The organism is Aequorivita sp. H23M31 (assembly GCF_004022485.1).
Lineage (GTDB): Bacteria > Bacteroidota > Bacteroidia > Flavobacteriales > Flavobacteriaceae > Aequorivita > Aequorivita ciconiae.
Genome location: NZ_CP034951.1, coordinates 1,842,198 through 1,865,338 on the forward strand (window position 1 = coordinate 1,842,198; position 23,141 = coordinate 1,865,338).

The following is a 23,141-nucleotide window of genomic DNA, read 5'->3' on the forward strand; positions in this document are numbered from 1 at the left end:
GAAAACAATCCTAAGGTTTTTCAACATAGTCTTTTACATCCATTAGATTTAATCCACCATAGTTGCCACTACTCATCAGAAGCAAGCAGGTATTTTCATAATCCTGGGAGTATAGATAAGTCTTAAAATCTGCGGGATTGGTGAAAACTACTAGATCGTCACGATCAAAGGCTTCTTCTATTTGCTCTTGTTTAATTTCTTTTAATTGTTTGATCATTACCGCCTGGGGCGAATAAAAAACAACAGCTGTATCAGCAGAGTCTAGCGTTCCTCGATATTCTTTTAGAAAATCCGGAGATAGACTACTATAGGTGTGAAGTTCCAAACAAGCTATTAATTTCCTATTGGGATATTGATTTTTCACTGCATCGGTTGTAGCTTTTACTTTACTCGGTGAGTGGGCATAATCCTTATAAGCAACTGCAGTTTTGGTCTCAGCTATTTTCTCCAAACGTTTGCTCGCACCTTTAAAAGTGGCGATGGCTTCATAAAAGTCATCAGCATCTATGCCCATTAATTGGCATATCCATCGCGCTCCTTCAAGATTGTTTAAGTTGTGCCCTCCGAAAATTTCGATGGGCATTGGACCTTCGGGTGTTTCCAAAAAGGTGATCCCATCCTTTACTGAATATTTAGGAGTTTTATAGGGATATTTTTTAATTGGATTTGTGGAGGCTTCGACAATTCGTGTTACTTCCAAATCTTCTTCATTATAAACAATCGAACCGCCATTGGTAATTTCATTTAAAAATATTTCGAATTGTTCTACATAATTCTCATAGGTAGGAAAAACATTTACGTGATCCCAGGCGATTCCGCTCAATAAAGCGATATTCGGTTTATAAAGATGGAATTTCGGCCGTCTGTCAATTGGAGAAGACAGATATTCGTCTCCTTCAATTACCATAAAATCGTTGTCGTCGGTCATTTTAACCATGGTATCAAAACCTTCCAGTTGAGCACCGACCATATAATCCACATCTTTTTCGTGGTAATTCATGACATGGAGAATCATAGACGTAATGGTAGTCTTTCCGTGGGAGCCACCAATAACGACACGGGTTTTGTTTTTGGACTGTTCGTAAAGAAATTCAGGGTAGCTATAGATTTTCACATCGAGTTCCTTAGCCTTTAAGAGTTCGGGATTATCGGCTTTGGCGTGCATTCCCAATATAACTGCATCAAGATCCGAAGTGATTTTTTCTGGAAACCATCCTTCTTCTTCGGGCAATAAACCTTTGGTTTTTAAACGTGATTTTGAAGGTTCGAATATTTCATCATCGCTACCAGTTACGACATCTCCTTTTTGATAAAGAGCAAGAGCGAGATTGTGCATGGCACTACCGCCTATGGCTATAAAGTGAATTTTCATAGAGTGTTTTCAGGTTTAACCCTTCGACTGCGCTAAGGGTGACATTTGTTGTGTAAAGATACTTTTTCTCTATTTGAATAAATAACCGGAATTTAGATTAAAGTGATAGAATGATTGATTTTTCCTTTTTGCCTTGCGGAAAATCCCTTTTGGCAGATAAAGCTTTGTCAATCCAAATAAGAGCATTTTTCTTATCATCAAGATTTTTATAAATCTGTGCAATGTGATAATATGCCCATTCCTTAGTCACACCATCTTCTAGGGTGTAGTTTGCCACATATTCCTTTAAGCAATCAATTCCGTACTGGGGCTCAAGATTATATTCCGCACAAATTCTTCCTATCTCATAATTTAGCTGATTTCTTTTATGGAGCTTAAAGGATTTAGCAGCAGTTTCTATTGCTTTTCCAGGTTGATGATTCTTTTCATATAAAGCAGCAAGTTTTTCATAGGTATGTGGAGATCCACCAACTTCAATTGCCTTTTTATAATAACGCTCGGCATCCTGAGGTCTATCGCATTCTTCAGCAACATAACCTTTGGCCAAGTATCCATCGACTGGCGAAATTTGACTAAGTTCCTTTGCATATTCTAAAGCCTTCTTCTCACTTCCACCCAGGATTCCTGGTAGGGCTATGTAGAATTCTATCAATGCCCATCGTGAATCTATATGCTGAGGATCTAATTTTGCGGCCGTTTGTAGTTGATGTTTTATGGGCCCGATATAACCCAGCGCACGGATTTTACTAATGGACATTGCTTTCATTCCCATTGCTGCTCCGTATTTAAAGTGAAAGTCAGCATTGGATTCTTCTTCATTGACCAAGTCTTTATAATACGAAATTGCCGTATCCCAATCCGCAGCGTAAGCGGCAATATCTCCTAAATATTCCTGTGTTTTTTTATCGTGCGGATTTTGTTTTAAGAAATTTTCAAAAATAGGTTTTGCCTGAACAAATTTCTTCTCTTTAAAATACTTTTCTGCCTGCTTATAGGAAGATTGTGCATTTGTACAGGGAGGAAAAATAAAGATAACTAGGGCAAGGAGAATAATTTTAGTTAGGCCCAAATGAAAAGGTCCCCCTCTGCCTTCGGCAACTCCACCCGACGGGGAGAAACAACTCATCCTATTATTTTTTGGGAAGTTCAATCCCTCTAATTTCTCTGCCACTAAATACTGCTACTGATTACTGATCATCCAGACGGTCCCCTTCTGCCATGGGCTTCTCCCCGAAAGGAGAGAAACAGCGGATTATACTAATTTTAGGAATTTCATTCTCTCAGATCTCTTACTCCCTACTGCCATTGAATACTGATTAACGGAATTACCGACAACCGATCACTTCTTCCCCGGTGGATATTTCTTTAAGATCTTCTCTATAATTGCGAGGTAATAAGCTTCTTTTTGTTCTGGAGTTGCTCTTTCTTTGAGTTCGCCATCGGCAACAGCTTGCCAAACTAGATCATCTTTTGACACATCGATAAAATCCATTGTCAATTGTTGATTGATAATTCTTCCACCTATTGGAATTCCACCGCTAACTCCAACTCCAACATTACTGCCCGAGCCACCGATCCCAATACCTAGTGTACTTCGGGAATTGGAAATATTTTCGCGTGCATAAAAATTTATATAGAGTTGCGGAGAATTGCTCTTTTCAAAGCCGCGTCCTTGAAATAGACTATCGGCAATTTGCATTATTCTGGAATCATCCAATTCTGTTAAACCCGAGTCTATGGAAGGATAAAAATTATAGGAGGTATATTTTGAAAAATCTACATTTTTGTCATAATCTACGGCTACGGAGGCGCCACAGGACACTAATAATAGTACCATACTTATTGTTGAAAGGAACTTCATCTGTCTAGAATTTTCAATAAAAATACATAAAAAAGCATTTTCGAATTAGACGATTATTATTGTTTTTCTTCGACTTACCGAGGAACCACTTATGCTACAAAAGCATTTCCTCTCCGATTACACTCGATAATCTCGATTCTAGCGGAGCATCTCCCATCCTTCGGCTCCGCTCGGGAGGCTCAGTTTTAATGGAGCATCTCCCAGAGTTTGTCCTTGAGCTCTGTGAGACCTTGATGGGCCACCGATGAAATAAATAAATAGGGGATACCTTTAAAGTCTTTGTCAAGCAGAACTTTCATTTCCGCCTTTAGCTCTTCATCTAGCATATCGCTTTTGCTAATGGCCACCAAACGCTCTTTGTCAAGCAATTCAGGATTATAACGTCGAAGTTCGTCAACGAGAATTTCATATTGTTCTTTAATATCCTGTGCATCAGCTGGAATAAGAAATAATAAAGTAGAATTTCTTTCAATATGACGTAAAAACCGATGGCCTATCCCCTTCCCTTCAGCGGCGCCTTCAATAATTCCAGGAATATCGGCCACAACAAAGGTTTGATGATTGCGATATTCCACAATACCCAAGTTGGGTTTTAGTGTTGTAAATTCGTAATTGTCAATCTTGGGCTTGGCGGCAGTAATAACGGAAAGTAAAGTGGACTTCCCTGCATTTGGAAATCCAACCAATCCAACATCTGCCAATATTTTTAGCTCCAGAATTATATCCAGTTCCACACCTTCCTCTCCTGGCTGGGCATAACGTGGGGTCTGATTGGTCGCAGTTTTGAAATGGGCATTGCCCATACCACCGCGTCCTCCTTTTACAATAACTTTTTGTTCGCCATCTTCGGTAAGTTCAAAAAGAATATCATTGGTTTCCTTATCCCGAACCACGGTACCTAATGGCACGTCGACATAAACGTCTGCACCATCGGCCCCAGTACTGGTTTGTTTTCCGCCTGATTCTCCGTGCTCTGCCCTAAAATGTTTTTTGAATTTAAGATGGTAAAGGGTCCAAAGATTTTTATCGGCTCTAATAATTACATGACCTCCTCTCCCTCCATCTCCACCGTCGGGACCTCCCTTGGGAATATATTTTTCCCTCCGCATATGACGACTTCCTTGACCTCCCTTACCGGAAGTGACATGGATCTTGACATAATCTACAAAATTACCTTCGGTCACCTTTTATTGTTTCTAATTTATTATTTCAAGTTTGACTGTGTGAAATTATAGACTATCTATTACTTTGCTTAATCGCCCAGTAATTTCCTCGATAGTTCCAACACCATCCACTCCGTAATATTTATTCAATTTTTGGTAATAATCCTTTAGAATAGCGGTTTCGTTATAATAGACCTTGATTCGATTTCGAATTATCTTTTCATCCGCGTCGTCTGCCCTACCGCTTGTTTTACCTCTATTTATCAAACGTTCTACCAACACTTCATCGTCCACTTCCAAAGCTACCATGGCATCTATTTGAGTGTCCTTATCCTCCATTAAGTAACCTAAGGCTTCGGCTTGGGCCTCCGTTCTTGGGAAACCATCAAAAATAAAACCATGCGCATCTGGGTTTTTGTCAACTTCATTGCTCAACATGTCAATGGTGATTTCATCCGGCACCAACTTGCCTTTTGCCATAAACGACTTTGCAAGATTTCCCAGCTCAGTCTCGTTTTTGATATTTTCGCGAAACACGTCTCCGGTGGAAATGTGAACGAGATTGTATTTTTCTTTCAGAAAATTAGCCTGGGTACCTTTTCCGGCGCCTGGAGGGCCAAATAAAATAATATTGGTCATGGTTGTGTTTTGAATTGTGGAAAACGAAGCGGTAAAAATACAAAAATTAAAAAGAGAGAAATATCTATTTCTGGCTTAAATAAAACGATGATTATAAATAAGTTCTTTGTTTCCGGTCAGAAAATAAAATTTTTTTCCAAAACAAAAGAAATTCACCAAGATTCTCCAATTCCGCAGTTCCCATTAATACTACTTTTTCATCCAAAAAGAATGTAAGCTCTTTTCGAATTAACATTTCCATATAAAAGTTAATTTTTAATTTAATTAAATTAGCCATTATGGACTATCAGGACCTTATTACTCTTGGAATTTCCTTTGGACTAGGTCTTCTGGTCGGACTTCAGCGTGAAAACACCAAACACGAAACCGCTGGTGTAAGAACATTTACCCTAATTGCTATTCTGGGAACAGTTGCAGGATTTCTTACCCGCGATTTCGACAATCCCTACATTCTTCCGGTTTTTGGAATCGCAATCACCGCCTTGATGATTACAGCAAACCTTGTTATCTCCAAAAGAGACGAAAATCCTACCGCGGGACAAACGACCGAGGTAGCGGTTCTATTAATTTTCGCTCTTGGCGCTTATCTGGTATTGGGAAATCAAATAATAGCCGTAATAATTGGCGGAACGCTTGCTATTCTTCTTTATATCAAGGAAAGACTTCATGAAATTATCCATAAGTTAAAGGATAAGGAATTAGGGGCCATTATGACATTCGTGGGAATTTCCTTGGTAATCCTACCAATCCTTCCGGATAAAACGTATGGTCCATTGGATGTTTTAAATCCGCGTAATATCTGGTTGATGGTTACATTGATCGTGGGCATCAGTGTTTTGGGATATTTTGTTTACAAATGGGTTGGCAAAAAAGCAGGAATGATATCCAACGGAATTTTGGGCGGGATTATTAGCAGCACAGCAACTACGGTTAGCTATGCCAGGAATGCCGCCAAAGAATCTACCTTAAGCAAAGTTTCCGCATTTGTAATTATTGCCTCGGTCACCGTTTCCCTTATCCGAGTAATAATCGAAATAGGGATCGTAGTACCGGAAAAACTTGGATCGTTGATGCTTCCGTTTGCACTATTGTTTTTATTTATGACCGTACTTTCCATTATTATATTTTATACCGTTTCAAAAGACAAAGCGCTTGAGGATATGCCCGAACCCAAGAACCCGGCACAATTCAAAAGTGCTTTCATCTTCGGTTTGTTATATGGCTTGATTTTATTGGCAGTTGCATTTACGGAAAAGGAATTTGGAAATGAAGGCCTTTATATAATTTCAATAATTGGAGGTCTGGCAAAAAAAGATGCCATCACACTTTCATTGGCCCAATCAATTAAAGGTGGATTGGCTACAGATTTGGGATGGAGATTGATTATGACGGGGGTTCTGGCCAATTTTGCTTTTAAGATCGTGCTGGTGGGCGTGCTGGGAAACAAAAAACTCCTAAAATGGGTAGGAGGAGCTTTGGTTATTTCTATAATATTTGGTCTATTACTAATCTGGCTATGGCCCGAAACCTGGAGTTTTTAAAATCGTTTCTTTGAAATGAAAATTCAAAATAGAGCTTTTTGAATCTAAAGCCAAACGATCGTCTATTTTCCGTGCACGCTATTTATTCTTTTGAATTTATCCGACTTCTTTCTTATATAAATTTCGTTTAATATTCCCTCCATTTGTTTAACTTGTTTCTCGATGAATCCATTTAGAAAAGATCCCTCCCAAATTATTCCTTTTAGAAGTTATGGCACTTCAAATCATCTATATGCCAAAGGAAGGGCATTGGAAGATGAAAATATAGACCTCTCAAAAAAAGGTTTTTTAACAATGCTGTGGATCGCCTATAAACGTTTTGGCACCGTTCTAATAAAACATACCGATCTGTTGTTGACCCTTCCGAATGGACAGAAAATAGAGATCAAAACTGATAACCAAGGATATTATCTGATTGACCAGACGATAAAGAGTTTATGGGAATTAGTTGATGCGGACGGCGTTCTATCTTATGAAATATCTTTTAATGACACTCGTCATAAAAAAAGAACATTCGGAGATAACAAGTTTAAGGGTGAGATTATGATTCCATCGGAAACGGCAAAATTCGGAGTAATCAGCGACATTGATGATACCATAATCCATACCGGACTCACTTCGCGATTTAAATGGCAAGTGATAAAAAATACCATTTTTAAAAGAGCCGAAAAACGGATACCGTTGGAAGGAGCAGCCGATTTTTACAATACACTCCATAACGGTAAATCGGGAAATGAATGCAATCCTATCTTTTATGTAAGCCACGGCCCTTGGAATCTCTATCGATATCTGGAATTATTTTTAAAAGCCAACAAATTTCCAAAGGGTGCTATCCTACTTCGGGATTTTGTAAATCCGTTGACGAAAAGATTTCATAAAACATCAGAAAGTGAGAAGCCCGAAAAACAAAAGGAGATTTTGAACATTTTGAAAACCTATCCAAAGCTCTGCTTTATTTTAATTGGCGATAGCGGAGAGCACGATCCGGATATTTACATCGAAATTGCTGAAGCTCATCCCGAACGTATTCTGGCTATTTATATGCGAAGTGTGAGCCACCGAAAAAAAATGATCCGGGTAAGAGGTCTTTTTAAAGAATATGAAACTGTCCCGGTTTTGTTGGTGGAAGACAGTAAGGCTGCTGTTGAACACGCAAAAGAAATGGGGTTTATTTAAAATCAGCCTTGGAACCACGAACCCCAGCCTGACACGATTTTTCACCGGGAACCGCTTCGCTAGACGAATCACGACTCTTTGAATCACGAGACACGATTTCTTTGAATCACGAAAAAATGATCGATAGAAAACAAAATAATTGTACTGTTAGAAGTTTATCCGAAAAACTAATTCATACTTTCTCTTTTCTAAGCTTTTGTTTTGTCTGACGGTAAGTTCATATAAGAATTCTGGAGCAAACCCGAAATCATTTGGCCATACAATTGTCCAATTATCCAAACTAAATTTCTTGAAATAATCCTTGTTTTTAAGTGGCTCAAAAACTTTTCTTGAATCATTTAAAATGGAACTTTCCAAATCTACGATCCCGCTTTCTCCATTATCAAAAAAGAATATGGATTTTGAAATTTTCTAAAAATTTTGCTTTTACAACGCTAATAATCATTGTTCAACTTTTTTATTCCAACGGATTTATTTAAAATATTCTTGAATCACGAATCAGGACCGCTTGCTCCTCCGCTAAAGCTAGGCGGCACGCGGACGCTAGACGAATCACGACTTCTTGAACCACGACACACAACCGTCCTTTGCACGAAACACGACTAAATGGAATCGACACGCGAGAATATTGCGTGGGTCATTCGTACGCTATGAAAATAAAGAAAGCCTTTACTTTAAAAAGTCATGATTCAAATCGTGATGCTTCAAATTGTCCTGTTTCCTGCCTCCCTTTAGTCCTGTTTCCAAAAGTCGTGTTTCAAATCGTCGTGATTCCATACGTCCTCCTATCCGCCCCTCTTTTGTCGCAAACCTAAAAGTCGTGATTCCCTTTAAGTCGTGATTCAAATCGTCGTCATTCCATACGTCCCTTTTTCCGCCTCTCTTTTGTCGCAAACCAAATAGTCATGATTCCCTTAAGTCGTGATTCAAAACGTCGTGATTCAAAACGTCGTGATTCAAAACGTCGTGTTTCTATACGTCCCTTTTTTCGTCTCTCTTTTGTCGTAAACTAATCGTCGTGATTCCCTTAAGTCGTGATTCAAAACGTCCAGACCCCAAAAAGTCAATTCCTATTTTCCTTTCTCAAAATATCGATAAATGGCCAATTGCGATTGCACCTTCTTCTCCGAATTCCGAACGTATTCGTTTTTCTGTTCAGCATCTATAATTCGGGCTTTTACGTTATCTGCCAATTCGATGTTTATCACATCCTGAATGGTTTTCTTGTGGTCTTCATCCAAAATCGGTGTCACCACTTCAATTCGATGGGTAAGATTTCGGGTCATCCAATCGGCAGAACCTATAAAAATTTCAGGATTGCCGTCATTTCCAAATATATAAATCCGACCGTGCTCAAGAAAACGGTCAACGATACTGGTTATATAGATGTTTTCACTTTGGCCGGTAATTCCTGGCACCAGAGAGCAGATTCCACGGATCAACAACCTTATTTTTACACCGGCATTGCTCGCTTTGTAGAGTTCTTTAATCATCTCCTTATCCTCAAGACTGTTCATTTTTAGAATAATAGAAGCCTCTTTTTTATCATTTGCTAAGGCAATTTCTCTTTCTACCAATTCCGTAAATCTAAGACGGGCAGAAAAAGGGGAAACCAAAAGTTCTTTTGTTTTTGGAACCATTATCTTCTTCTCCAAAACCATGAAAACCCTCTTAACATCCTTCGTGATTTTTTTATTGAAAGTCATTAATCCGAAATCCGTGTAGAGCTCAGCGGTATTTTCATTGAAATTTCCCGTTGCAATGTAAGCGTACCGTTTTACTTTCCCGTCACATTTCTTTTCGATATACAGAATTTTTGAATGTACCTTAATATCAGGATAACTATAAATTACCTTAACTCCGTTTTCTTTAAAAATCTCACCCCATTTTAGATTATTATCTTCGTCAAAACGGGCTTTTACTTCCATAAAAACAGTAACGTCCTTTCCATTCTTTGCGGCCTTGACAATCGCTTTATTAAGAGCGGATTCTGATGCCGTTCGGTAAATAGTTAATTTAATGGTTGTAACATCTTCATCTGAAGCTGCTTCCTCCAGCAATCTAATTACCGGCGCAAAACTTTGATAAGGATAATGCAAAAGTTGATCTTTCTTTTCAATAGTTTCAAAAATCGAATCTGCCTTACTTAAAACAGGGTGTGGAAGAGGTGTTAATTTTGGTAATTCCAGATTCTGTTGTGTAGGATTTGGAAAAGACATAAAGTCTTTAAAATTGTGATAGCGTCCACCCAGGACGATGTCCATATGCGAAACATCCAATACCTTTTTTAAAATTTCCTGAAACGATTCGGGCATTCTAGAATCGATTAAAATCCGCGTGGCTTGTCCCGTATCTCGTCGGGGAAGGGCAGCTTTTATTTTTTCCATCAGGTTGCCAGAATATTCATCTTCAATATAAAGTTCGGCATCCCGAGAAATCTTTATGGAATAAAAGACCATTTTTTTGTCTTCGGAAAATTCCCTTTCCAAATTATATTTTAAAATATCATCGATAAAACTGAGTTCAAAATTTTTTCCATCTTCCGAAGGAAATACAAAAAACCTTGGAACCGATTCCGGAATTTCTACGATGGAATATTCTCTATTGGCAGTTTCTCCGGAGAGATATAAAGTTTCATTTTTCACAAAAACTTCATGTTTCTCTTTGGCAGAAAAACTTTTTACTTCAATAATATCCCTAAGGGATTCTTCGTAATACACCGAAGCAATTTTCTTTTGATTTTCAGAAAACCCTTCATAAGGAACCAAATGAATATCGTGCTCTGCTAATTGAGGAATTATTTTCTCATTAAAAATCCTTCCGAACTCCTTTTGCTGAATATCTACTTGCAGTTTTATTTCCTTTAAAACCCGATTGGGCTTGGTAACCAGTTTTTTTCTAAGTGATTTGTCCAGTCGTTTTATTTGTCGGATATCCGAAACACGTACCCGAAAAAATTCATCTAAGTTAGAGGAAAAAATAGCCAGAAATTTGATCCGCTCATACAACGGATTACGCTCATCGGCGGCTTCCTGTAAAACGCGATGATTAAAACGCAGCCAGGAGAGATCGCGATGATAAAACTTATTGTTATAGAGTGATGCCATAAATTTCCGCTAAGACGGATATCTCGTTTAAGGTAAATTCGTAATCCTTCAAAGGAAATGATTTATGGCGGAAAGTGCTGTTTTGGAAATGTTAAGGTTTGGACGTTACAAAAATTGGAATGGATTTCGCGTCGATTAAAATAACCCATGCAACTGAGCATCTATTCTATTTATCACTTCTCCCAGATGTTCAGGATCATCGACGAAATTGATGGTATCCACATCAAAAATTATAAGGTTTCCCTTGTCGTAACCATGGACCCAAGCTTCGTAACGCTCGTTTAACCGACTGAGATAATCGATGCTAATTGAAGTCTCGTATTCTCTACCTCTATTGTGAATTTGCTTAACCAAATTGGGGATGCTGCTTCTAAGATATATCAGTAAATCCGGAGCTTTGGTTACACTTTCCATCAATTCAAAAAGAGAACGATAATTTTCAAAGTCACGATTAGTCATCAAGCCCATTGCGTGAAGGTTTGGTGCAAAAATATAGGCGTCCTCGTAAATAGTTCGATCCTGAATTACATCCTTTCCTTTTTCACGGATTTCGAGAATCTGACGGAAACGACTGTTCAAAAAATATATTTGAAGGTTGAATGACCATCGCTCCATCTGATTGTAAAAGTCGTCGAGATAAGGATTGTCATCCACCTCCTCATAATGGGGCTGCCATTTATAATGTTTTGCCAATAAACGTGTAAGAGTAGTTTTACCGGAACCAATGTTTCCTGCAATCGCAACATGCATATTTATTCTTTCTTAGGAAGGGTTAGTGTAAAAGTGTGCAAATTTTTGCCGTCATAAATATAAAGGAATTCGTTGGTAAGCTGCAAATCCTTTATTGTGATTTCCGGAAGCTCCAGCTTTACCGCCTCTTGCAATATTTCTCCATTTCGTTTAGCGAAATCAGGAATATAAAAAAGCTTATTTTCCTTCAATGCAACTAGATTTTCGTTCAGTTGGACTATTTTCTCATAGCCTTCATTTGGTATTTCATTCAGAAGACTTCCATAAACATTAAAGGCGCGTAATTTTTTTGGCGTAAGCGTAAAGCAATAATTAAGATTACTAGTCTGAGACAGCAGTTTTCCTGGGAAGGGTTGGGAGACTACCATCTGCATATTTGTTCTATAATTGTAAATCTCCAATTGTTGGGTATCCATATTAAAAACCCACAAACTATTATTGCCGGCATTGGTGGCTGCACTTACATTAATAAAATCGCGAAGATTGTTAAAACTTATGCGTTCAATTTCGTTTAGTTTGTTATCGAGGAGCACCACGGTATTTGTATCCTGAAAAAAAGCTACAACTTTTAAGGGATTTATAATATCAACGGAAGTCAATCTGCCCAATTGCAAAGCGTTATAAACAAAATTGCCATCCTTCCCTAGTTTGTTGAGAACTCGGTCTTTTAAAAAGTAGGTATTTTTGAAGTTGTCAACGCCTATGAAGCGATCCATGGTCACCGGAATTGTTTCCTTTATTGCCACAGTTTGGGCGCCTCCTATCTGGGGAAATATCAACAATAGAAATAAATATCGAAACATATTTAATTGATTAAAGGCAAAGATACCTCTTACCCATAGAAGTCGAAATGATTTTGGAGAGTTTTGAAAATTATTCTGACGGCGAAGTTGACACCAAACAACCAATCACTAAAAAGCAGTTGCCTAAAATCCAAAATAGTTTTAAGTTGCAGCTACACTTGTAATTTAAACAAAAGAGATAAGAACATTTTAATCATAAAAAATTATGTTGAAGCACTTATACCTTACAATAATTATTTCACTCCTCGCCTGTTACGGATTCGCTCAACAAATAAGCGGTAGTGCTTTCTACACCTCCATGTATAAAGAAGATGAGCCAAAATTTGATGAGGAGGAGATGGAAGACCCCCTTACTCAGGCCCTTGCAGAACAATTAAAAAAGGGATTCCTTGATGAATATGAGCTCCAATTTAATCAAGAAGAATCCATTTTTAAGAAAATCCCAAAATTGGAAAAACCAGATCCAAATAAAGGAGGGATATCAATATCAATGTCCTTGATGGGAGAAAACGAAATTTTGTATAAGAATATAAAGGAAAACAAATTGATCAATGAAAAGGAATTATATGGAAAACCGTTTTTGATTCAAGATACCATTGAAATCAGGGATTGGAAATTGAGTAAGGAAAGCAAAACTATTGGAGAATACGTATGCTTTAAAGCTACTTATCTTCCTCCTAGCCTCAGCGGGGATAAGGATAATGAGGAGAATTCTTCAACTCACTCGGAAACCAAGGAAGAAGAGATTATTGCGTGGTACACTCCACAGATTCCCGTTAAAAATGGCCCCAAGAATTATGGTGGTTTGCCCGGCTTGATCTTGGAAGTACAGGAGGGAAAATTAATTTTTCTCTGTACAAAAATTGTACTAAGCCCCAAAGAACCAATGGGAATCATAAAACCATCCAAAGGGAAAAAAGTAAGCCAAAAAGAATTCGATGCCATTTTAGAGAAAAAGAATGAAGAAATGAGGGAAAACTTTAAAACCCGAAAACGGAGAGAGTAATTACTCTTGAAGATGTAAGTCGCGCTAATTCTAGGCAGTGTATTTGCAGCGGTAGCCGCAAAAGTAGCGGCAGTTATTAAGGATGGATTTCATGTATATTTGTTTCCATCCATAAAAAACTCTCAAATTCACTAAAATACACATTGTATGAAAGCATTTATAACCTTGCTCTTCCTTATTTTTTCACTGCAAAACTTCGCCCAAAACATTAGTGGTCAGGCCTATTATCAATCTAAAAATGCATTGGACTTTGATGTTTCCGACACAAAATCGCAACTATCGGAGGATGTGAAAAAGACGATCCTCGACGGAATGAAAAGCATGCTGGAAAACACTTTTATCCTCACTTTCAATAAGGAAGAATCCATTTATAGGGAAGAAGAAAAACTAGATGCTAATCCCGCATACGCCGGAATGAAAATGATGATGGGCAGTTTTATGCCGGGACCGATGTATAAGAATCTCAAAACTGGTAAAATGCTGGAGGAAAACGAATTCTTCGGAAAGCAATTTTTGGTTACCGATACTATTCAGAAATTAGATTGGAAGCTTGAAAAGGAATCCAAACAAATTGGTCAATATGTGGTATTTAAAGCCACTGCTATCAAAAAAATAGACCCGAATGATTTCCTAATGGCACGACCCAAGAAAAAAGACTCATCGGCAAATGAGGCAAAAGATGAAAAAGAAAAAAACGCAGATAATAAGAAAAATGAAATCCCAGATCCTATGGATATGATCGAAATCCCAGAAGAGATTGAAATTACTGCCTGGTACACGCCACAAATCCCCGTTAGCAATGGTCCTGGAGAATATGGAGGACTTCCAGGATTGATAATGGAATTGAGCTTTTATAAAACCACGATTCTCTGTTCAAAAATTGTAATGAATCCGAAGGCGGCAGAAAAAATTGAAGCACCAAAAAAAGGAAAAGAAGTTTCCAGAGAGGAATACACTAAGATCGTAAAGGAAAAGACCGAAGAGCTCCGGGAGAATTTTAGGAATATGGGTGGTAGACGTGGAAGTGGATTCTAAAAAGAAATTGAAATCGAAATCGAAATCGAAATTCAAAGTGAAATTGTAACCAAAAATTTAAGAGAAATCTTCTCTGCCGTCTTTGCGCCCCTGCCCGTCCGGCAGGCGGATCTGCAGTAAAATATCTTTTTTTAAATGAAAAAAATCATTCCCTTTCTATTTATAATTTTCTCAATCTCCCTTTCCGCCCAAAATATAAGCGGCAAGGCATATTATAAATCCAATACCAATACTGGCAGGGATTACAGTGAAATGCCGGAGGAAAAAAGACTTCGACTTGAAAAAAGGGATAAGGAGCTTTATGAGAAAACGTATATCCTTACCTTCAACAACAAAGAATCTATTTTCAAAGAAGAAGAAACCCTAAAAGATCCACGAACTTCAGCATATATGATGGGAGTTTTTTCAGCTATGAGAAGTTATATCATCAAAAGCATCTTTAAGAATCTGGAGACCAGGAGAATTATCGAAGAAAGGGAATTCTTGGGAAAAAAGTTTCTTATTGATGACACGCTGACAAATATAGATTGGCAACTAGAAAAAGAATCCAAACAAATTGGAGAGCATATTGTTTTTAAGGCCACCGCGACAATAAAAGTTGATTTGAATGATTACCGTACGCAAATTTCAACACCTCAAGATTCAGTAGAGACAAAAAATGAAGGGATTTTTATAGCGACTGCGTGGTACACTCCACAGATTCCAGTTTCAAATGGTCCTGACGAATATTCGGGATTACCGGGACTGATTATGGAACTCAATGTAGGACGAACAACCTTCCTATGTTCCAAAATTATTTTATATAATGAAAATAAAGTCAAAATTAATCCTCCCAAAAAAGGGGAAGTTGTCACTTATGAAAAATTTGAGAAGATTGTAGCCCTTAAAAAAGAGGAGTTAGAGAAGAATTAAGAGTAAAATAATTGGTGATTGGAAATACCTCTCGCCCCATCCCATTTCCGTAAACTCGGAAACCTTTGATTAAAAAATATAAAATGAATAAAATCCTATTCTTCCTCTTCACAATATTTTCTCTTTCTCTTTCCGCCCAGAGTATCAAGGTAAGAGGAACTATCAAAGACAGTATCGGCAGTCCGTTGGAATTTGCCAATGTTATAGCCAGCATAAAATCTACTGGCGAAACAGAATCGTATGGCATCACCAACCACGAAGGTCGTTTTCAACTGGACCTTCCAAAAGGAAATACCTATGTTTTGAGAGCGAGTTTCTTGGGTTTCCAAAATGCGGAAAAGTTAGTTGAAGTTCCTGATAATGCCCAAAATATGCAAATCGATTTTATTCTTAAAGAACAAGAAAACCGATTGGATGATGTGGAACTTGTCTATGAAATGCCCGTTACTATCAAAGGAGACACGATTGTTTACAACGCCGATAGTTTCACTTCTGGCACTGAACGCAAACTGGGCGACGTGCTGAAAAAACTACCTGGTGTGGAAGTGAACAAAGAAGGTGAAATCCAGGTAGAAGGTAAAACCGTTCAAAAAGTAATGGTGGAAGGAAAGGACTTTTTTGATGGCGACAGCAAACTTGCAACAAAGAATATTCCCGCCGATGCAGTTGATAAAGTTGAGGTTTTGCGAAATTACAATGAAGTGGGCCAAATGCGCGGTCTTGGAAATGATCAGGATAACATAGCCATCAACATTAAACTCAAGGAAGGAAAAAAGAATTTTTGGTTTGGCGAAGTTACAGGTGGAGCAGGTATTGCTGATGATTATGGTGATGAAAATGGCAGGTATTTAGTCCATCCCAAATTGTTTTATTACAGTCCTAAATACAGTATTAACCTAATTACGGATTTCAATAATATTGGAGAGGTGCCATTTACTTTTATGGATTACTTCAAGTTTACCGGAGGATTTCGAAACATCAATCGAAGTGGGGGCACCAATTTTAATATTAGCAATAGCGACTTGGGATTTGCAATGGCCCAAAACGATCGTGCAAAGGCAATTACCGCGAAGTTTATTGCGGGAAATTTTAGTTACGCTGTTAACAAAAAATGGGATGTAAGCGGATTCACTATTCTTAGTGATAATAAAACTGATATTGTAAACAGCAGTATTCGGCAGTATAATCTTCAAGGAATTACTGAGAAAACCGATTCTGAAAATAATCAGCACAGCCAATTGGGGATGTTGAAATTAAGCAGCAGATATAAGCCAAGTCACAATTTTCAACTTGATTATGATGTTCTGGCTAAAACATCCAACCAACGCCAAGATGATACAACTATTTCCATATCAGCGGGCAATCAAAACGATATTTCAGGCTTAAAGGAAAACAAACCTCTTTCTATTAATCAAAATTTAAACGCTTATTACACCCTAAACGAAAAGAATATTTTCGCAGCTCAACTTCAGCATCTGTATCAAGATGAAGATCCATTTTATCAGGCAGTCCAGGATATAAATCCCTTTATGGGAAACCCTGAAATACCCGATCCTGTTGTTCTTGCCGAACGCTATAATATCAACCAGGACAAAAATGTGAAAAGCAATAAAATTGATGGGAAAATCGATTATTATTATGTGCTTAATAATTTAAGCAACTTAAATTTCACTCTCGGAACTACCTATAGCAATCAAAAATTCAAATCTGGGATATTCCAGATTCTGGACAATGGAGATACTAATCCCTTTGTAAGCGATGATTTTAACAATGATGTTTCCTATACTTTTTCAGATATATTTCTCGGGCTTCATTATAAACTTAAAACAGGGAAATTCATAATCACCCCCGGAATTACACTTCATAATTACAATTTGAAGAATGAACAATTTGGAACTATTTCTTCCCAAAATGATTGGAGAATACTTCCAGATCTCAATGTGATTTTAGAATTGAAAAAGAGTGAAAACCTACGATTCAATTATTCCATTTCTTCAGAATATAGCGACGTGAATAATTATGCACAAGCCTACGTTTTTAATAATTATAACCGGCTCTTCAAAGGAAATAGGGAATTGGAGAATTCGCTTTCGCATAATTATAATCTGTCCTATTTTAGTTTCAATCTATTTAATTACACCAATATACATGGAAGGTTAAACTATAGTAGAAGAATTGATGCCATAAAAAACACAACTGTTTTCTCGGGAATCAATCAGGTTAGCCGCCCCTTAAACTTTGACAGCAATTTTCCGGATGAAACATTTTCAGCTTATGGAAGTTTTAGCAAAAGGGTTAAAAAAATTGAGTTCAAATTGAACGCAAATCTATATTTAAGCAAGGTTCATAATATCATTAATGAGGAAATACGAGAAAGCGAGAGTTTTACCCAAAACTATACGGCGAGCATAGCCAGCAACTTTAGAAAGTTTCCAAATATTGAAGTTGGGTACACCTTCATCAAGAATGATTATGACAACGGAGGGGGAAATCAAACCTTTTTTACCAATAAGCCTTATGCGAAGTTGGATATGCGTTTTTTAAAGAATTTTGACTTTGTGGCGGATTGGGATTATTACAATTACACTAACGAAGAGAAAAGCATTAAAAATACTTATTCCTTCTTAAATGCGAATTTATATTACCAAAATGGAGAAAGTCCTTGGGAATTTTCGGTTCGAGCAACCAATATTCTGAATACAAAATCCTTGAACAACGATAGTTTTAGCGAACAGTTCACAATCGCTTCGCAATATTTTGTAATGCCACGCATTGTGATGTTTGTGATAAAATATGATCTTTAGTTGAAACCAAAATTGAAATCAAAATCGAAATCGAAACCGGAGGAGGATTGAAATCGAATTCTTTACAAAAGCTGAATTCCACATTCCCGATCCGCTTCTCCTTTAGTGGGATCGTAATAGTCGAATTCTATAGCAAGGTTGTACTGCTGGGTATATTGATACAAATCTTTTGTGGTGGCGTAATAAAACGGGCTCACTTTTAAGATTCCATTTTTTGTATAGCTCAAAATGTCCAATTTTTCCCGGTGCTCGGATTGTCCCTGCCTCACATTGGTAAACCATACGTCAGGGTTGTGGTCTTTTAATGCCCTTCTAAAAGGTTCCATCTTTACCAATTCGGTAAACAAGGCATGCAACCGGTCATTGACATCCGGAATTCCATAATAATAGCTAATAAACTCCTTTGAGAAAGTGGGTTTGTATTTGTAGAGGTTCAAGCGCAAGGATTTTTCCATCTCCCAGATATGCTCATAAGTAGAGGAGGTATTAAATCCCGTATCGCACCATATTACCGGAATATCAGGTTTCTGCTGCACGACGGCATGGATAAGAACGGTAGCATACGGTCTGAAATTACTGGTTATAATGGGTTTTTCAGCAAAAGACAATGCCCATTGGATAATATATTCCGCAGATTTTTCCCTTAGGATCTTGTTATAATATCCTAAATCGAGAACCTCATCTTTCTTTTTTGCCTCTACTTTCATCTTAAACGCAAAGATAGCAATCTCTGCTTCTTGATTTTAAAAAAAAAGATTTTTTTGTCTTTATATTAGTTAAGAATCAAATTGGCTGAACAAAAACAAAAAGTGGCAATAAGGAATGTGTCTGATTAATTACCTTTATCAACTTTCAAAAATAGGTTCACCTTATTTCCAGTAATCGTCAAAATGAATTATACATTTAGAAAGGCTACAATCCAAGATATTCCCCAAATTTGGCAAATCCTGCAAGATGCTATCGCTCGCCGGAAAGATGATGGCAGCAACCAATGGCAGGACGGTTATCCAAATCCCGAAACCATTGAAAATGATATTACCATTGAAGCTGGATACATTCTGGAAATAGATTCGCAAATTGCAGGTTACGCCGCAATCCTTATCAACGACGAACCGGAATATGATAACCTAAAAGGAAAATGGCTCACTACCGGTGATTTTGTTGTCTTTCATCGCTTGGCGGTTGCTAAAGAATTTTTAGGAAAAGGAATGGCGAGCGAGCTCTTTCTCCAGATAGAAAAATTCGCAAAGGACCATAACATTAACAGTATAAAAGCCGATACGAATTTTGACAATCTAGCAATGCTACATTTGTTTGAAAACCTGGGTTATCATTTTTGTGGCGAGGTATATTTCCGTGGTAGTGCGAGGAAAGCTTACGAGAAAGTACTATAAGAATAAAAGTTTTCCTTGAATGCATTATTTTAAGTTCAATAGAAATCCTTTTTTTCCAATCTGGCACGTTTTTTTCTAATCCGAGCGTAAAATTAACTTATGAAAAAATTCCTTTTAGGCGTAATCGTTGCTCTTGCAATTGTTTTTGTTTTCCGCTTTTGCGATAACAAAAAAAGTGATCGAGAGACAATTTCCGCAGATACTGCCTTAATTCAGAAAGAACTTAAAAATGTGGGTAAGCTTGTAGTGACGGAAGGAACTTATGGCCAAGTTTTTAGCTTTAAAGCGAGCAAAGATCTACTTTTCGGACTTACCTATGCAAATAAGCGCGCCCTTGTTGTTGTAAATGCCAATGCAACGATCGCATACGATTTAAGCAAGATACAAACCGAAATTGATGAGGCCACAAAAACGGTGACCATAACAAAAATTCCCGAGCCCGAACTTTCTATAAATCCGAACATTGAATATTACGATGTTCAACAAGATTACCTGAACAAATTTGATGCTTCGGATTACAACAAAATAAAGAGACGTGTAGAAAAATCGCTTCGTGAAAAGATCCAAGAATCCGAACTCCGCACCAATGCCGAAAATCGGCTGATTTCGGAACTTTCAAAGATTTATATTCTAACAAATTCTATGGGTTGGACATTAAAATACAATGCCACTGTTGTTGAAAACGAAGATGATCTTCAACAATTAAAACTCTGATGAAGTTGAAATTGAAATCGAAGTCGAAATCGAAATCGAAAATATAAATCAATTCCCTAGCATCCATTTATCAATCTTCGTTTCCCCCTCGGGGGCTAGGGGGAACCGATGAAGTTGAAGTTAAAATCGAAATCGAAATCAAAAATCAACTTCCTGGCATCCATTAACCAATCTTCGTTTCCCCCTCGGGGGCTAGGGGACCGATGAAGTTGAAGTTGAAATCGAAATCGAAATCGAAATCAAAAATCAACTTCCTGGCATCCATTAACCAATCTTCGTTTCCCCTCGGGGGCTAGGGGGATCGATGAAGTTGAAATCGAAATCGAAATCGAAATCGAAATCAAAAATCAACTTCCTGGCATCCATTAACCAATCTTCGTTTCCCCCTCGGGGGCTAGGGGGACCGATGAAGTTGAAGTCGAAATCGAAATCGGAATCGAAATCAAAAATCAACTTCCTGGCATCCATTAACCAATCTTCGTTTCCCCCTCGGGGGCTAGAGGGCAATGTCATTAAGTTAAGGTTTTCTCAAACTCCATCTTTCTGATTCTTAGTTATTTTTGGCTTTATTCTTGCGCGATATTTCCCAGGGTTTCTTTCTGATTTTCGATTGGGCCTACTAGGGACCAAATGCGATTTGTATAAGGATTTAAGTTCTTCTACAATGTCGCTTCCATCTGTTTTTTCATCAAGAAATAACGTTACTACTCTATTCTTTAAAAGCCCATAAGATATATTTGTGTTGACCTTATAATCGTATTTCTTACCCCGATTAATATCCTTAAGCTCATCTTCGAGCTCACTGACAATCAAGGTCTGTACATTGCTTACAAATAATGCTGCCTTAAAATCCTGTAGAATGCTCTGGTTTGAATAGCCGGAAAAGTGTTCGACTCTCAATTTGTTTTTGAGCTCGTCATAAAAAGTCTCTACGCCCCATCTTTTGAAGTATAGCTCCTTGAACTGACTTGTCGGGTACAGATTGCTGTCCAACAACGAGGTCATTAAAATCTCGACGTTCCCCTTGCCCAGCTCAATTCTCACCAGCCGTACTTTTATAGGACAGTTCTTAGTATATTCTTTATCTGTGAGTTTGGCATTTTTGCCTGGATATATCGCTACCACAAGTGACTTCTTTCTGCTCTTTTCAAAATCCATGACCAAACCGCTAAAACTTGTCTTTACCCGCATCAAATAATCAAATTCACTTTTGACATGCTGCTGTATAAAATCATAAGACGGATACCCCCTGTCGTAGATAATCAAGTCATTACTTTTACAATGCTCAAGATGGGTAAGGGCCAGATCTCTTTCTCCCCGTACTACGGGGGCCAAAATACCATCGAGGACATATTTATTCAGTACGTCATAAATAACGGAACATCTTGCCTGAACCAAAACAGTACTGGATTGGTTCTTGGTCTCCCCATAAATTGCTTTGAGCTCATCAGTGATCGGCAGGGTAATTCGAGTTCCATCTACCGCCAATAGCCTAAACCCGTTCCATAACTTTATCGCTGGAACATTATCGGTATAAAATTCGTTCAGCAATACTCGGGAGAGCTCATCGAACACTTCAGGCCTAATCTTCTTTCTGGCCTGTACAAAAGCGCTCTTGGTAAATTTCGAATTAGAACCAGCCTTAAGCAAGCTGGTGAAATTCTCTATTTCTAGGGATAGGCTTTTTCTTAGGAAGTTCAACATAAATAAAAGAAGGATTGGAAAACATTGTTTTCTGTTTCTAGTAAAATGTTCGTTTGAAACTTTAAACTCCGTTTTTAGCTCATTGCTAAAAATCGTTGCCTTTATCTTTTCAAGGATAAAATTAGCGGTTTTTTTTCATAAATAAGTCATTGATTATCAGTTAAATATACGATTTATTTGAATGAAAAACAAGTGTATATTACTGAAAATCAACAATTTAACACGCTAACTTAATGACATTGGGCTAGAGGGACCGATGAAGTTGAAGTTAAAATCGAAATCGAAATCAAAAATCAACTTCCTGGCATCCATTAACCAATCTTCGTTTCCCCCTCGGGGGCTAGGGGGACCGATGAAGTTGAAATTGAAATCGAAGTCGAAATCGAAATCGAAATCGAAAATATAAATCAATTCCCTAGCATCCATTTATCAATCTTCGTTTCCCCCTCGGGGGCTAGGGGGGACCGATGAAGTTGAAGTTAAAATCGAAATCGAAATCAAAAATCAACTTCCTGGCATCCATTAACCAATCTTCGTTTCCCCCTCGGGGGCTAGGGGGGACCGATGAAGTTGAAGTTAAAATCGAAATCGAAATCAAAAATCAACTTCCTGGCATCCATTAACCAATCTTCGTTTCCCCCTCGGGGGGCTAGGGGGATCGATGAAGTTGAAGTTGAAATCGAAATCGAAATCGAAGTCGAAGTCGAAAATAGTTCTTTATTGGTAATCCATCACTAAGGTTCCTGAGGGTTTTCTTGAGCTCTAAGAGCGAAAGAAAATGTACCGAAGGACTACCCTTAAAGCTTCTTGCTTAAACTAAAATATCCACCCCCATTCATAGCTTCCACTCCTTGACTTTTTAAGATTCCCGCTGCACTCGCGCTTCGCATTCCACTGGCACAGCAACAAATTACCGGTTTATTCCATTTTTTGATAGTGGACATTTTAGAGTTTAGACTTTGAAGCGGTATATTTTTGGAACCTGGAATGGCTCCGCTATCATATTCACCTTTGCTCCTGACGTCTAATATAATCGCACCACGATTTTTAAAATCCTGTATCTTCTTAGTTTTGTTTCCGAATAAAAAATCCAATAATCCCATAATTATAATTGTTTTTGTATTGACGGTCCTTGGAAATTCAAACCCCAAAATATCGGG

At 37.8% G+C, this 23,141-nt stretch carries 21 protein-coding genes and 1 pseudogene; 8 read left to right on the plus strand and 14 right to left on the minus strand.

The annotated features are described in order from the left end of the window. Positions 1 to 10: 10 nt before the first annotated feature. The 5 genes and pseudogenes from EI546_RS08040 to EI546_RS08060 form a co-directional block, all read right to left on the minus strand. The gene (locus tag EI546_RS08040) at positions 11 to 1,372 is read right to left on the minus strand and encodes a UDP-N-acetylmuramate--L-alanine ligase (RefSeq protein ID WP_128250059.1); all 1,362 of its coding nucleotides are present in this window, start codon (positions 1,370 to 1,372) and stop codon (positions 11 to 13) included. 97 nt (positions 1,373 to 1,469) lie between these two features. Beyond that, entirely contained in the window at positions 1,470 to 2,498 is a 1,029-nt protein-coding gene (locus EI546_RS08045) for a tetratricopeptide repeat protein (protein WP_128250060.1), read from the minus strand. 213 nt (positions 2,499 to 2,711) lie between these two features. Beyond that, positions 2,712 to 3,233: a DUF4136 domain-containing protein gene (locus tag EI546_RS08050; RefSeq protein WP_128250061.1), complete on the minus strand. Its 522-nt coding sequence runs from the start codon at positions 3,231 to 3,233 to the stop codon at positions 2,712 to 2,714. 185 nt (positions 3,234 to 3,418) lie between these two features. Further along, entirely contained in the window at positions 3,419 to 4,417 is a 999-nt protein-coding gene (gene obgE, locus EI546_RS08055) for a GTPase ObgE (protein WP_128250062.1), read from the minus strand. Between the two features lie 45 nt (positions 4,418 to 4,462). Beyond that, positions 4,463 to 5,038: pseudogene (locus EI546_RS08060) on the minus strand (adenylate kinase); the annotation flags it as partial. A gap of 275 nt (positions 5,039 to 5,313) precedes the next feature. Here EI546_RS08060 and EI546_RS08065 point away from each other — a divergent pair. Beyond that, complete coding sequence (locus EI546_RS08065) at positions 5,314 to 6,576, plus strand: MgtC/SapB family protein (protein ID WP_128250064.1); 1,263 nt, start codon at positions 5,314 to 5,316, stop codon at positions 6,574 to 6,576. A gap of 162 nt (positions 6,577 to 6,738) precedes the next feature. After that, entirely contained in the window at positions 6,739 to 7,752 is a 1,014-nt protein-coding gene (locus EI546_RS08070; RefSeq protein ID WP_128250065.1) for an App1 family protein, read from the plus strand. A 147-nt stretch (positions 7,753 to 7,899) separates the two neighbouring features. Here EI546_RS08070 and EI546_RS16735 read toward each other — a convergent pair whose 3' ends face one another. From EI546_RS16735 to EI546_RS08090, 5 genes are all read right to left on the minus strand, one after another. Then, positions 7,900 to 8,109 carry a DUF2442 domain-containing protein gene (locus EI546_RS16735; RefSeq protein ID WP_205649725.1) on the minus strand — a complete coding sequence of 70 codons (210 nt, stop codon included), beginning with the start codon at positions 8,107 to 8,109 and terminating at the stop codon, positions 7,900 to 7,902. Positions 8,110 to 8,421: 312 nt separating this feature from the next. Then, the gene (locus tag EI546_RS16225) at positions 8,422 to 8,646 is read right to left on the minus strand and encodes a hypothetical protein (protein WP_164905203.1); all 225 of its coding nucleotides are present in this window, start codon (positions 8,644 to 8,646) and stop codon (positions 8,422 to 8,424) included. 176 nt (positions 8,647 to 8,822) lie between these two features. Beyond that, positions 8,823 to 10,859, minus strand: coding sequence for a polyphosphate kinase 1 (gene ppk1, locus EI546_RS08080; RefSeq protein WP_128250066.1), 2,037 nt, complete (start codon positions 10,857 to 10,859; stop codon positions 8,823 to 8,825). Positions 10,860 to 10,994: 135 nt separating this feature from the next. Further along, positions 10,995 to 11,609, minus strand: coding sequence for a deoxynucleoside kinase (locus EI546_RS08085; RefSeq protein ID WP_128250067.1), 615 nt, complete (start codon positions 11,607 to 11,609; stop codon positions 10,995 to 10,997). 2 nt (positions 11,610 to 11,611) lie between these two features. Next, complete coding sequence (locus tag EI546_RS08090; protein WP_128250068.1) at positions 11,612 to 12,412, minus strand: hypothetical protein; 801 nt, start codon at positions 12,410 to 12,412, stop codon at positions 11,612 to 11,614. A gap of 205 nt (positions 12,413 to 12,617) precedes the next feature. On the opposite strand from EI546_RS08090, the gene EI546_RS08095 reads away from it, so the two are divergent. The 4 genes from EI546_RS08095 to EI546_RS08110 all read left to right on the plus strand — a co-directional run bounded on the left by EI546_RS08095 (position 12,618) and on the right by EI546_RS08110 (position 18,169). Beyond that, positions 12,618 to 13,418 carry a GLPGLI family protein gene (locus tag EI546_RS08095; RefSeq protein ID WP_128250069.1) on the plus strand — a complete coding sequence of 267 codons (801 nt, stop codon included), beginning with the start codon at positions 12,618 to 12,620 and terminating at the stop codon, positions 13,416 to 13,418. A gap of 147 nt (positions 13,419 to 13,565) precedes the next feature. Further along, positions 13,566 to 14,453, plus strand: a complete 888-nt coding sequence (locus EI546_RS08100; RefSeq protein WP_128250070.1) for a GLPGLI family protein — start codon at positions 13,566 to 13,568, stop codon at positions 14,451 to 14,453. Between the two features lie 135 nt (positions 14,454 to 14,588). Continuing rightward, positions 14,589 to 15,365, plus strand: a complete 777-nt coding sequence (locus tag EI546_RS08105; RefSeq protein WP_128250071.1) for a GLPGLI family protein — start codon at positions 14,589 to 14,591, stop codon at positions 15,363 to 15,365. 83 nt (positions 15,366 to 15,448) lie between these two features. Then, complete coding sequence (locus EI546_RS08110) at positions 15,449 to 18,169, plus strand: carboxypeptidase-like regulatory domain-containing protein (RefSeq protein WP_128250072.1); 2,721 nt, start codon at positions 15,449 to 15,451, stop codon at positions 18,167 to 18,169. Positions 18,170 to 18,231: 62 nt separating this feature from the next. Here EI546_RS08110 and EI546_RS08115 read toward each other — a convergent pair whose 3' ends face one another. Next, the gene (locus EI546_RS08115; RefSeq protein ID WP_128250073.1) at positions 18,232 to 18,876 is read right to left on the minus strand and encodes a phosphoadenosine phosphosulfate reductase domain-containing protein; all 645 of its coding nucleotides are present in this window, start codon (positions 18,874 to 18,876) and stop codon (positions 18,232 to 18,234) included. A 183-nt stretch (positions 18,877 to 19,059) separates the two neighbouring features. Between EI546_RS08115 and EI546_RS08120 the strand changes: the two genes are divergently transcribed. Both EI546_RS08120 and EI546_RS08125 read left to right on the plus strand, forming a co-directional pair. Beyond that, positions 19,060 to 19,563 (plus strand): GNAT family N-acetyltransferase, encoded by a 504-nt coding sequence (locus tag EI546_RS08120; protein ID WP_128250074.1) that lies wholly within the window; start codon positions 19,060 to 19,062, stop codon positions 19,561 to 19,563. Between the two features lie 99 nt (positions 19,564 to 19,662). Then, positions 19,663 to 20,277 (plus strand): DUF4230 domain-containing protein, encoded by a 615-nt coding sequence (locus tag EI546_RS08125; protein ID WP_128250075.1) that lies wholly within the window; start codon positions 19,663 to 19,665, stop codon positions 20,275 to 20,277. Positions 20,278 to 20,541: 264 nt separating this feature from the next. Here the strand turns inward: EI546_RS08125 and EI546_RS08130 are convergent, their stop codons facing one another. From EI546_RS08130 to EI546_RS08140, 3 genes are all read right to left on the minus strand, one after another. Continuing rightward, the gene (locus EI546_RS08130) at positions 20,542 to 20,790 is read right to left on the minus strand and encodes a hypothetical protein (RefSeq protein WP_128250076.1); all 249 of its coding nucleotides are present in this window, start codon (positions 20,788 to 20,790) and stop codon (positions 20,542 to 20,544) included. Positions 20,791 to 20,805: 15 nt separating this feature from the next. Then, on the minus strand, positions 20,806 to 22,098 hold the full coding sequence (locus tag EI546_RS08135) for an IS4 family transposase (protein WP_128248811.1): 1,293 nt from the start codon (positions 22,096 to 22,098) through the stop codon (positions 20,806 to 20,808). 680 nt (positions 22,099 to 22,778) lie between these two features. After that, positions 22,779 to 23,084 carry a rhodanese-like domain-containing protein gene (locus EI546_RS08140; protein WP_128250077.1) on the minus strand — a complete coding sequence of 102 codons (306 nt, stop codon included), beginning with the start codon at positions 23,082 to 23,084 and terminating at the stop codon, positions 22,779 to 22,781. Positions 23,085 to 23,141: the final 57 nt, after the last annotated feature.

Bases quoted from the DNA above. Each gene is read 5' to 3' on its own strand.
- EI546_RS08130 (WP_128250076.1), bottom strand. From the start codon at position 20,790: ATGACATTGCCCTCTAGCCCCCGAGGGGGAAACGAAGATTGGTTAATG.
- EI546_RS08090 (WP_128250068.1), bottom strand. From the start codon at position 12,412: ATGTTTCGATATTTATTTCTATTGTTGATATTTCCCCAGATAGGAGGC.
- EI546_RS08045 (WP_128250060.1), bottom strand. From the start codon at position 2,498: ATGAGTTGTTTCTCCCCGTCGGGTGGAGTTGCCGAAGGCAGAGGGGGA.
- EI546_RS08065 (WP_128250064.1), top strand. From the start codon at position 5,314: ATGGACTATCAGGACCTTATTACTCTTGGAATTTCCTTTGGACTAGGT.
- EI546_RS08095 (WP_128250069.1), top strand. From the start codon at position 12,618: ATGTTGAAGCACTTATACCTTACAATAATTATTTCACTCCTCGCCTGT.
- EI546_RS08100 (WP_128250070.1), top strand. From the start codon at position 13,566: ATGAAAGCATTTATAACCTTGCTCTTCCTTATTTTTTCACTGCAAAAC.
- EI546_RS08110 (WP_128250072.1), top strand. From the start codon at position 15,449: ATGAATAAAATCCTATTCTTCCTCTTCACAATATTTTCTCTTTCTCTT.
- EI546_RS08085 (WP_128250067.1), bottom strand. From the start codon at position 11,609: ATGCATGTTGCGATTGCAGGAAACATTGGTTCCGGTAAAACTACTCTT.
- EI546_RS08105 (WP_128250071.1), top strand. From the start codon at position 14,589: ATGAAAAAAATCATTCCCTTTCTATTTATAATTTTCTCAATCTCCCTT.
- EI546_RS08040 (WP_128250059.1), bottom strand. From the start codon at position 1,372: ATGAAAATTCACTTTATAGCCATAGGCGGTAGTGCCATGCACAATCTC.
- EI546_RS08140 (WP_128250077.1), bottom strand. From the start codon at position 23,084: ATGGGATTATTGGATTTTTTATTCGGAAACAAAACTAAGAAGATACAG.
- EI546_RS08070 (WP_128250065.1), top strand. From the start codon at position 6,739: ATGAATCCATTTAGAAAAGATCCCTCCCAAATTATTCCTTTTAGAAGT.
- EI546_RS08115 (WP_128250073.1), bottom strand. From the start codon at position 18,876: ATGAAAGTAGAGGCAAAAAAGAAAGATGAGGTTCTCGATTTAGGATAT.
- EI546_RS08050 (WP_128250061.1), bottom strand. From the start codon at position 3,233: ATGAAGTTCCTTTCAACAATAAGTATGGTACTATTATTAGTGTCCTGT.
- EI546_RS08120 (WP_128250074.1), top strand. From the start codon at position 19,060: ATGAATTATACATTTAGAAAGGCTACAATCCAAGATATTCCCCAAATT.
- ppk1 (WP_128250066.1), bottom strand. From the start codon at position 10,859: ATGGCATCACTCTATAACAATAAGTTTTATCATCGCGATCTCTCCTGG.
- EI546_RS08125 (WP_128250075.1), top strand. From the start codon at position 19,663: ATGAAAAAATTCCTTTTAGGCGTAATCGTTGCTCTTGCAATTGTTTTT.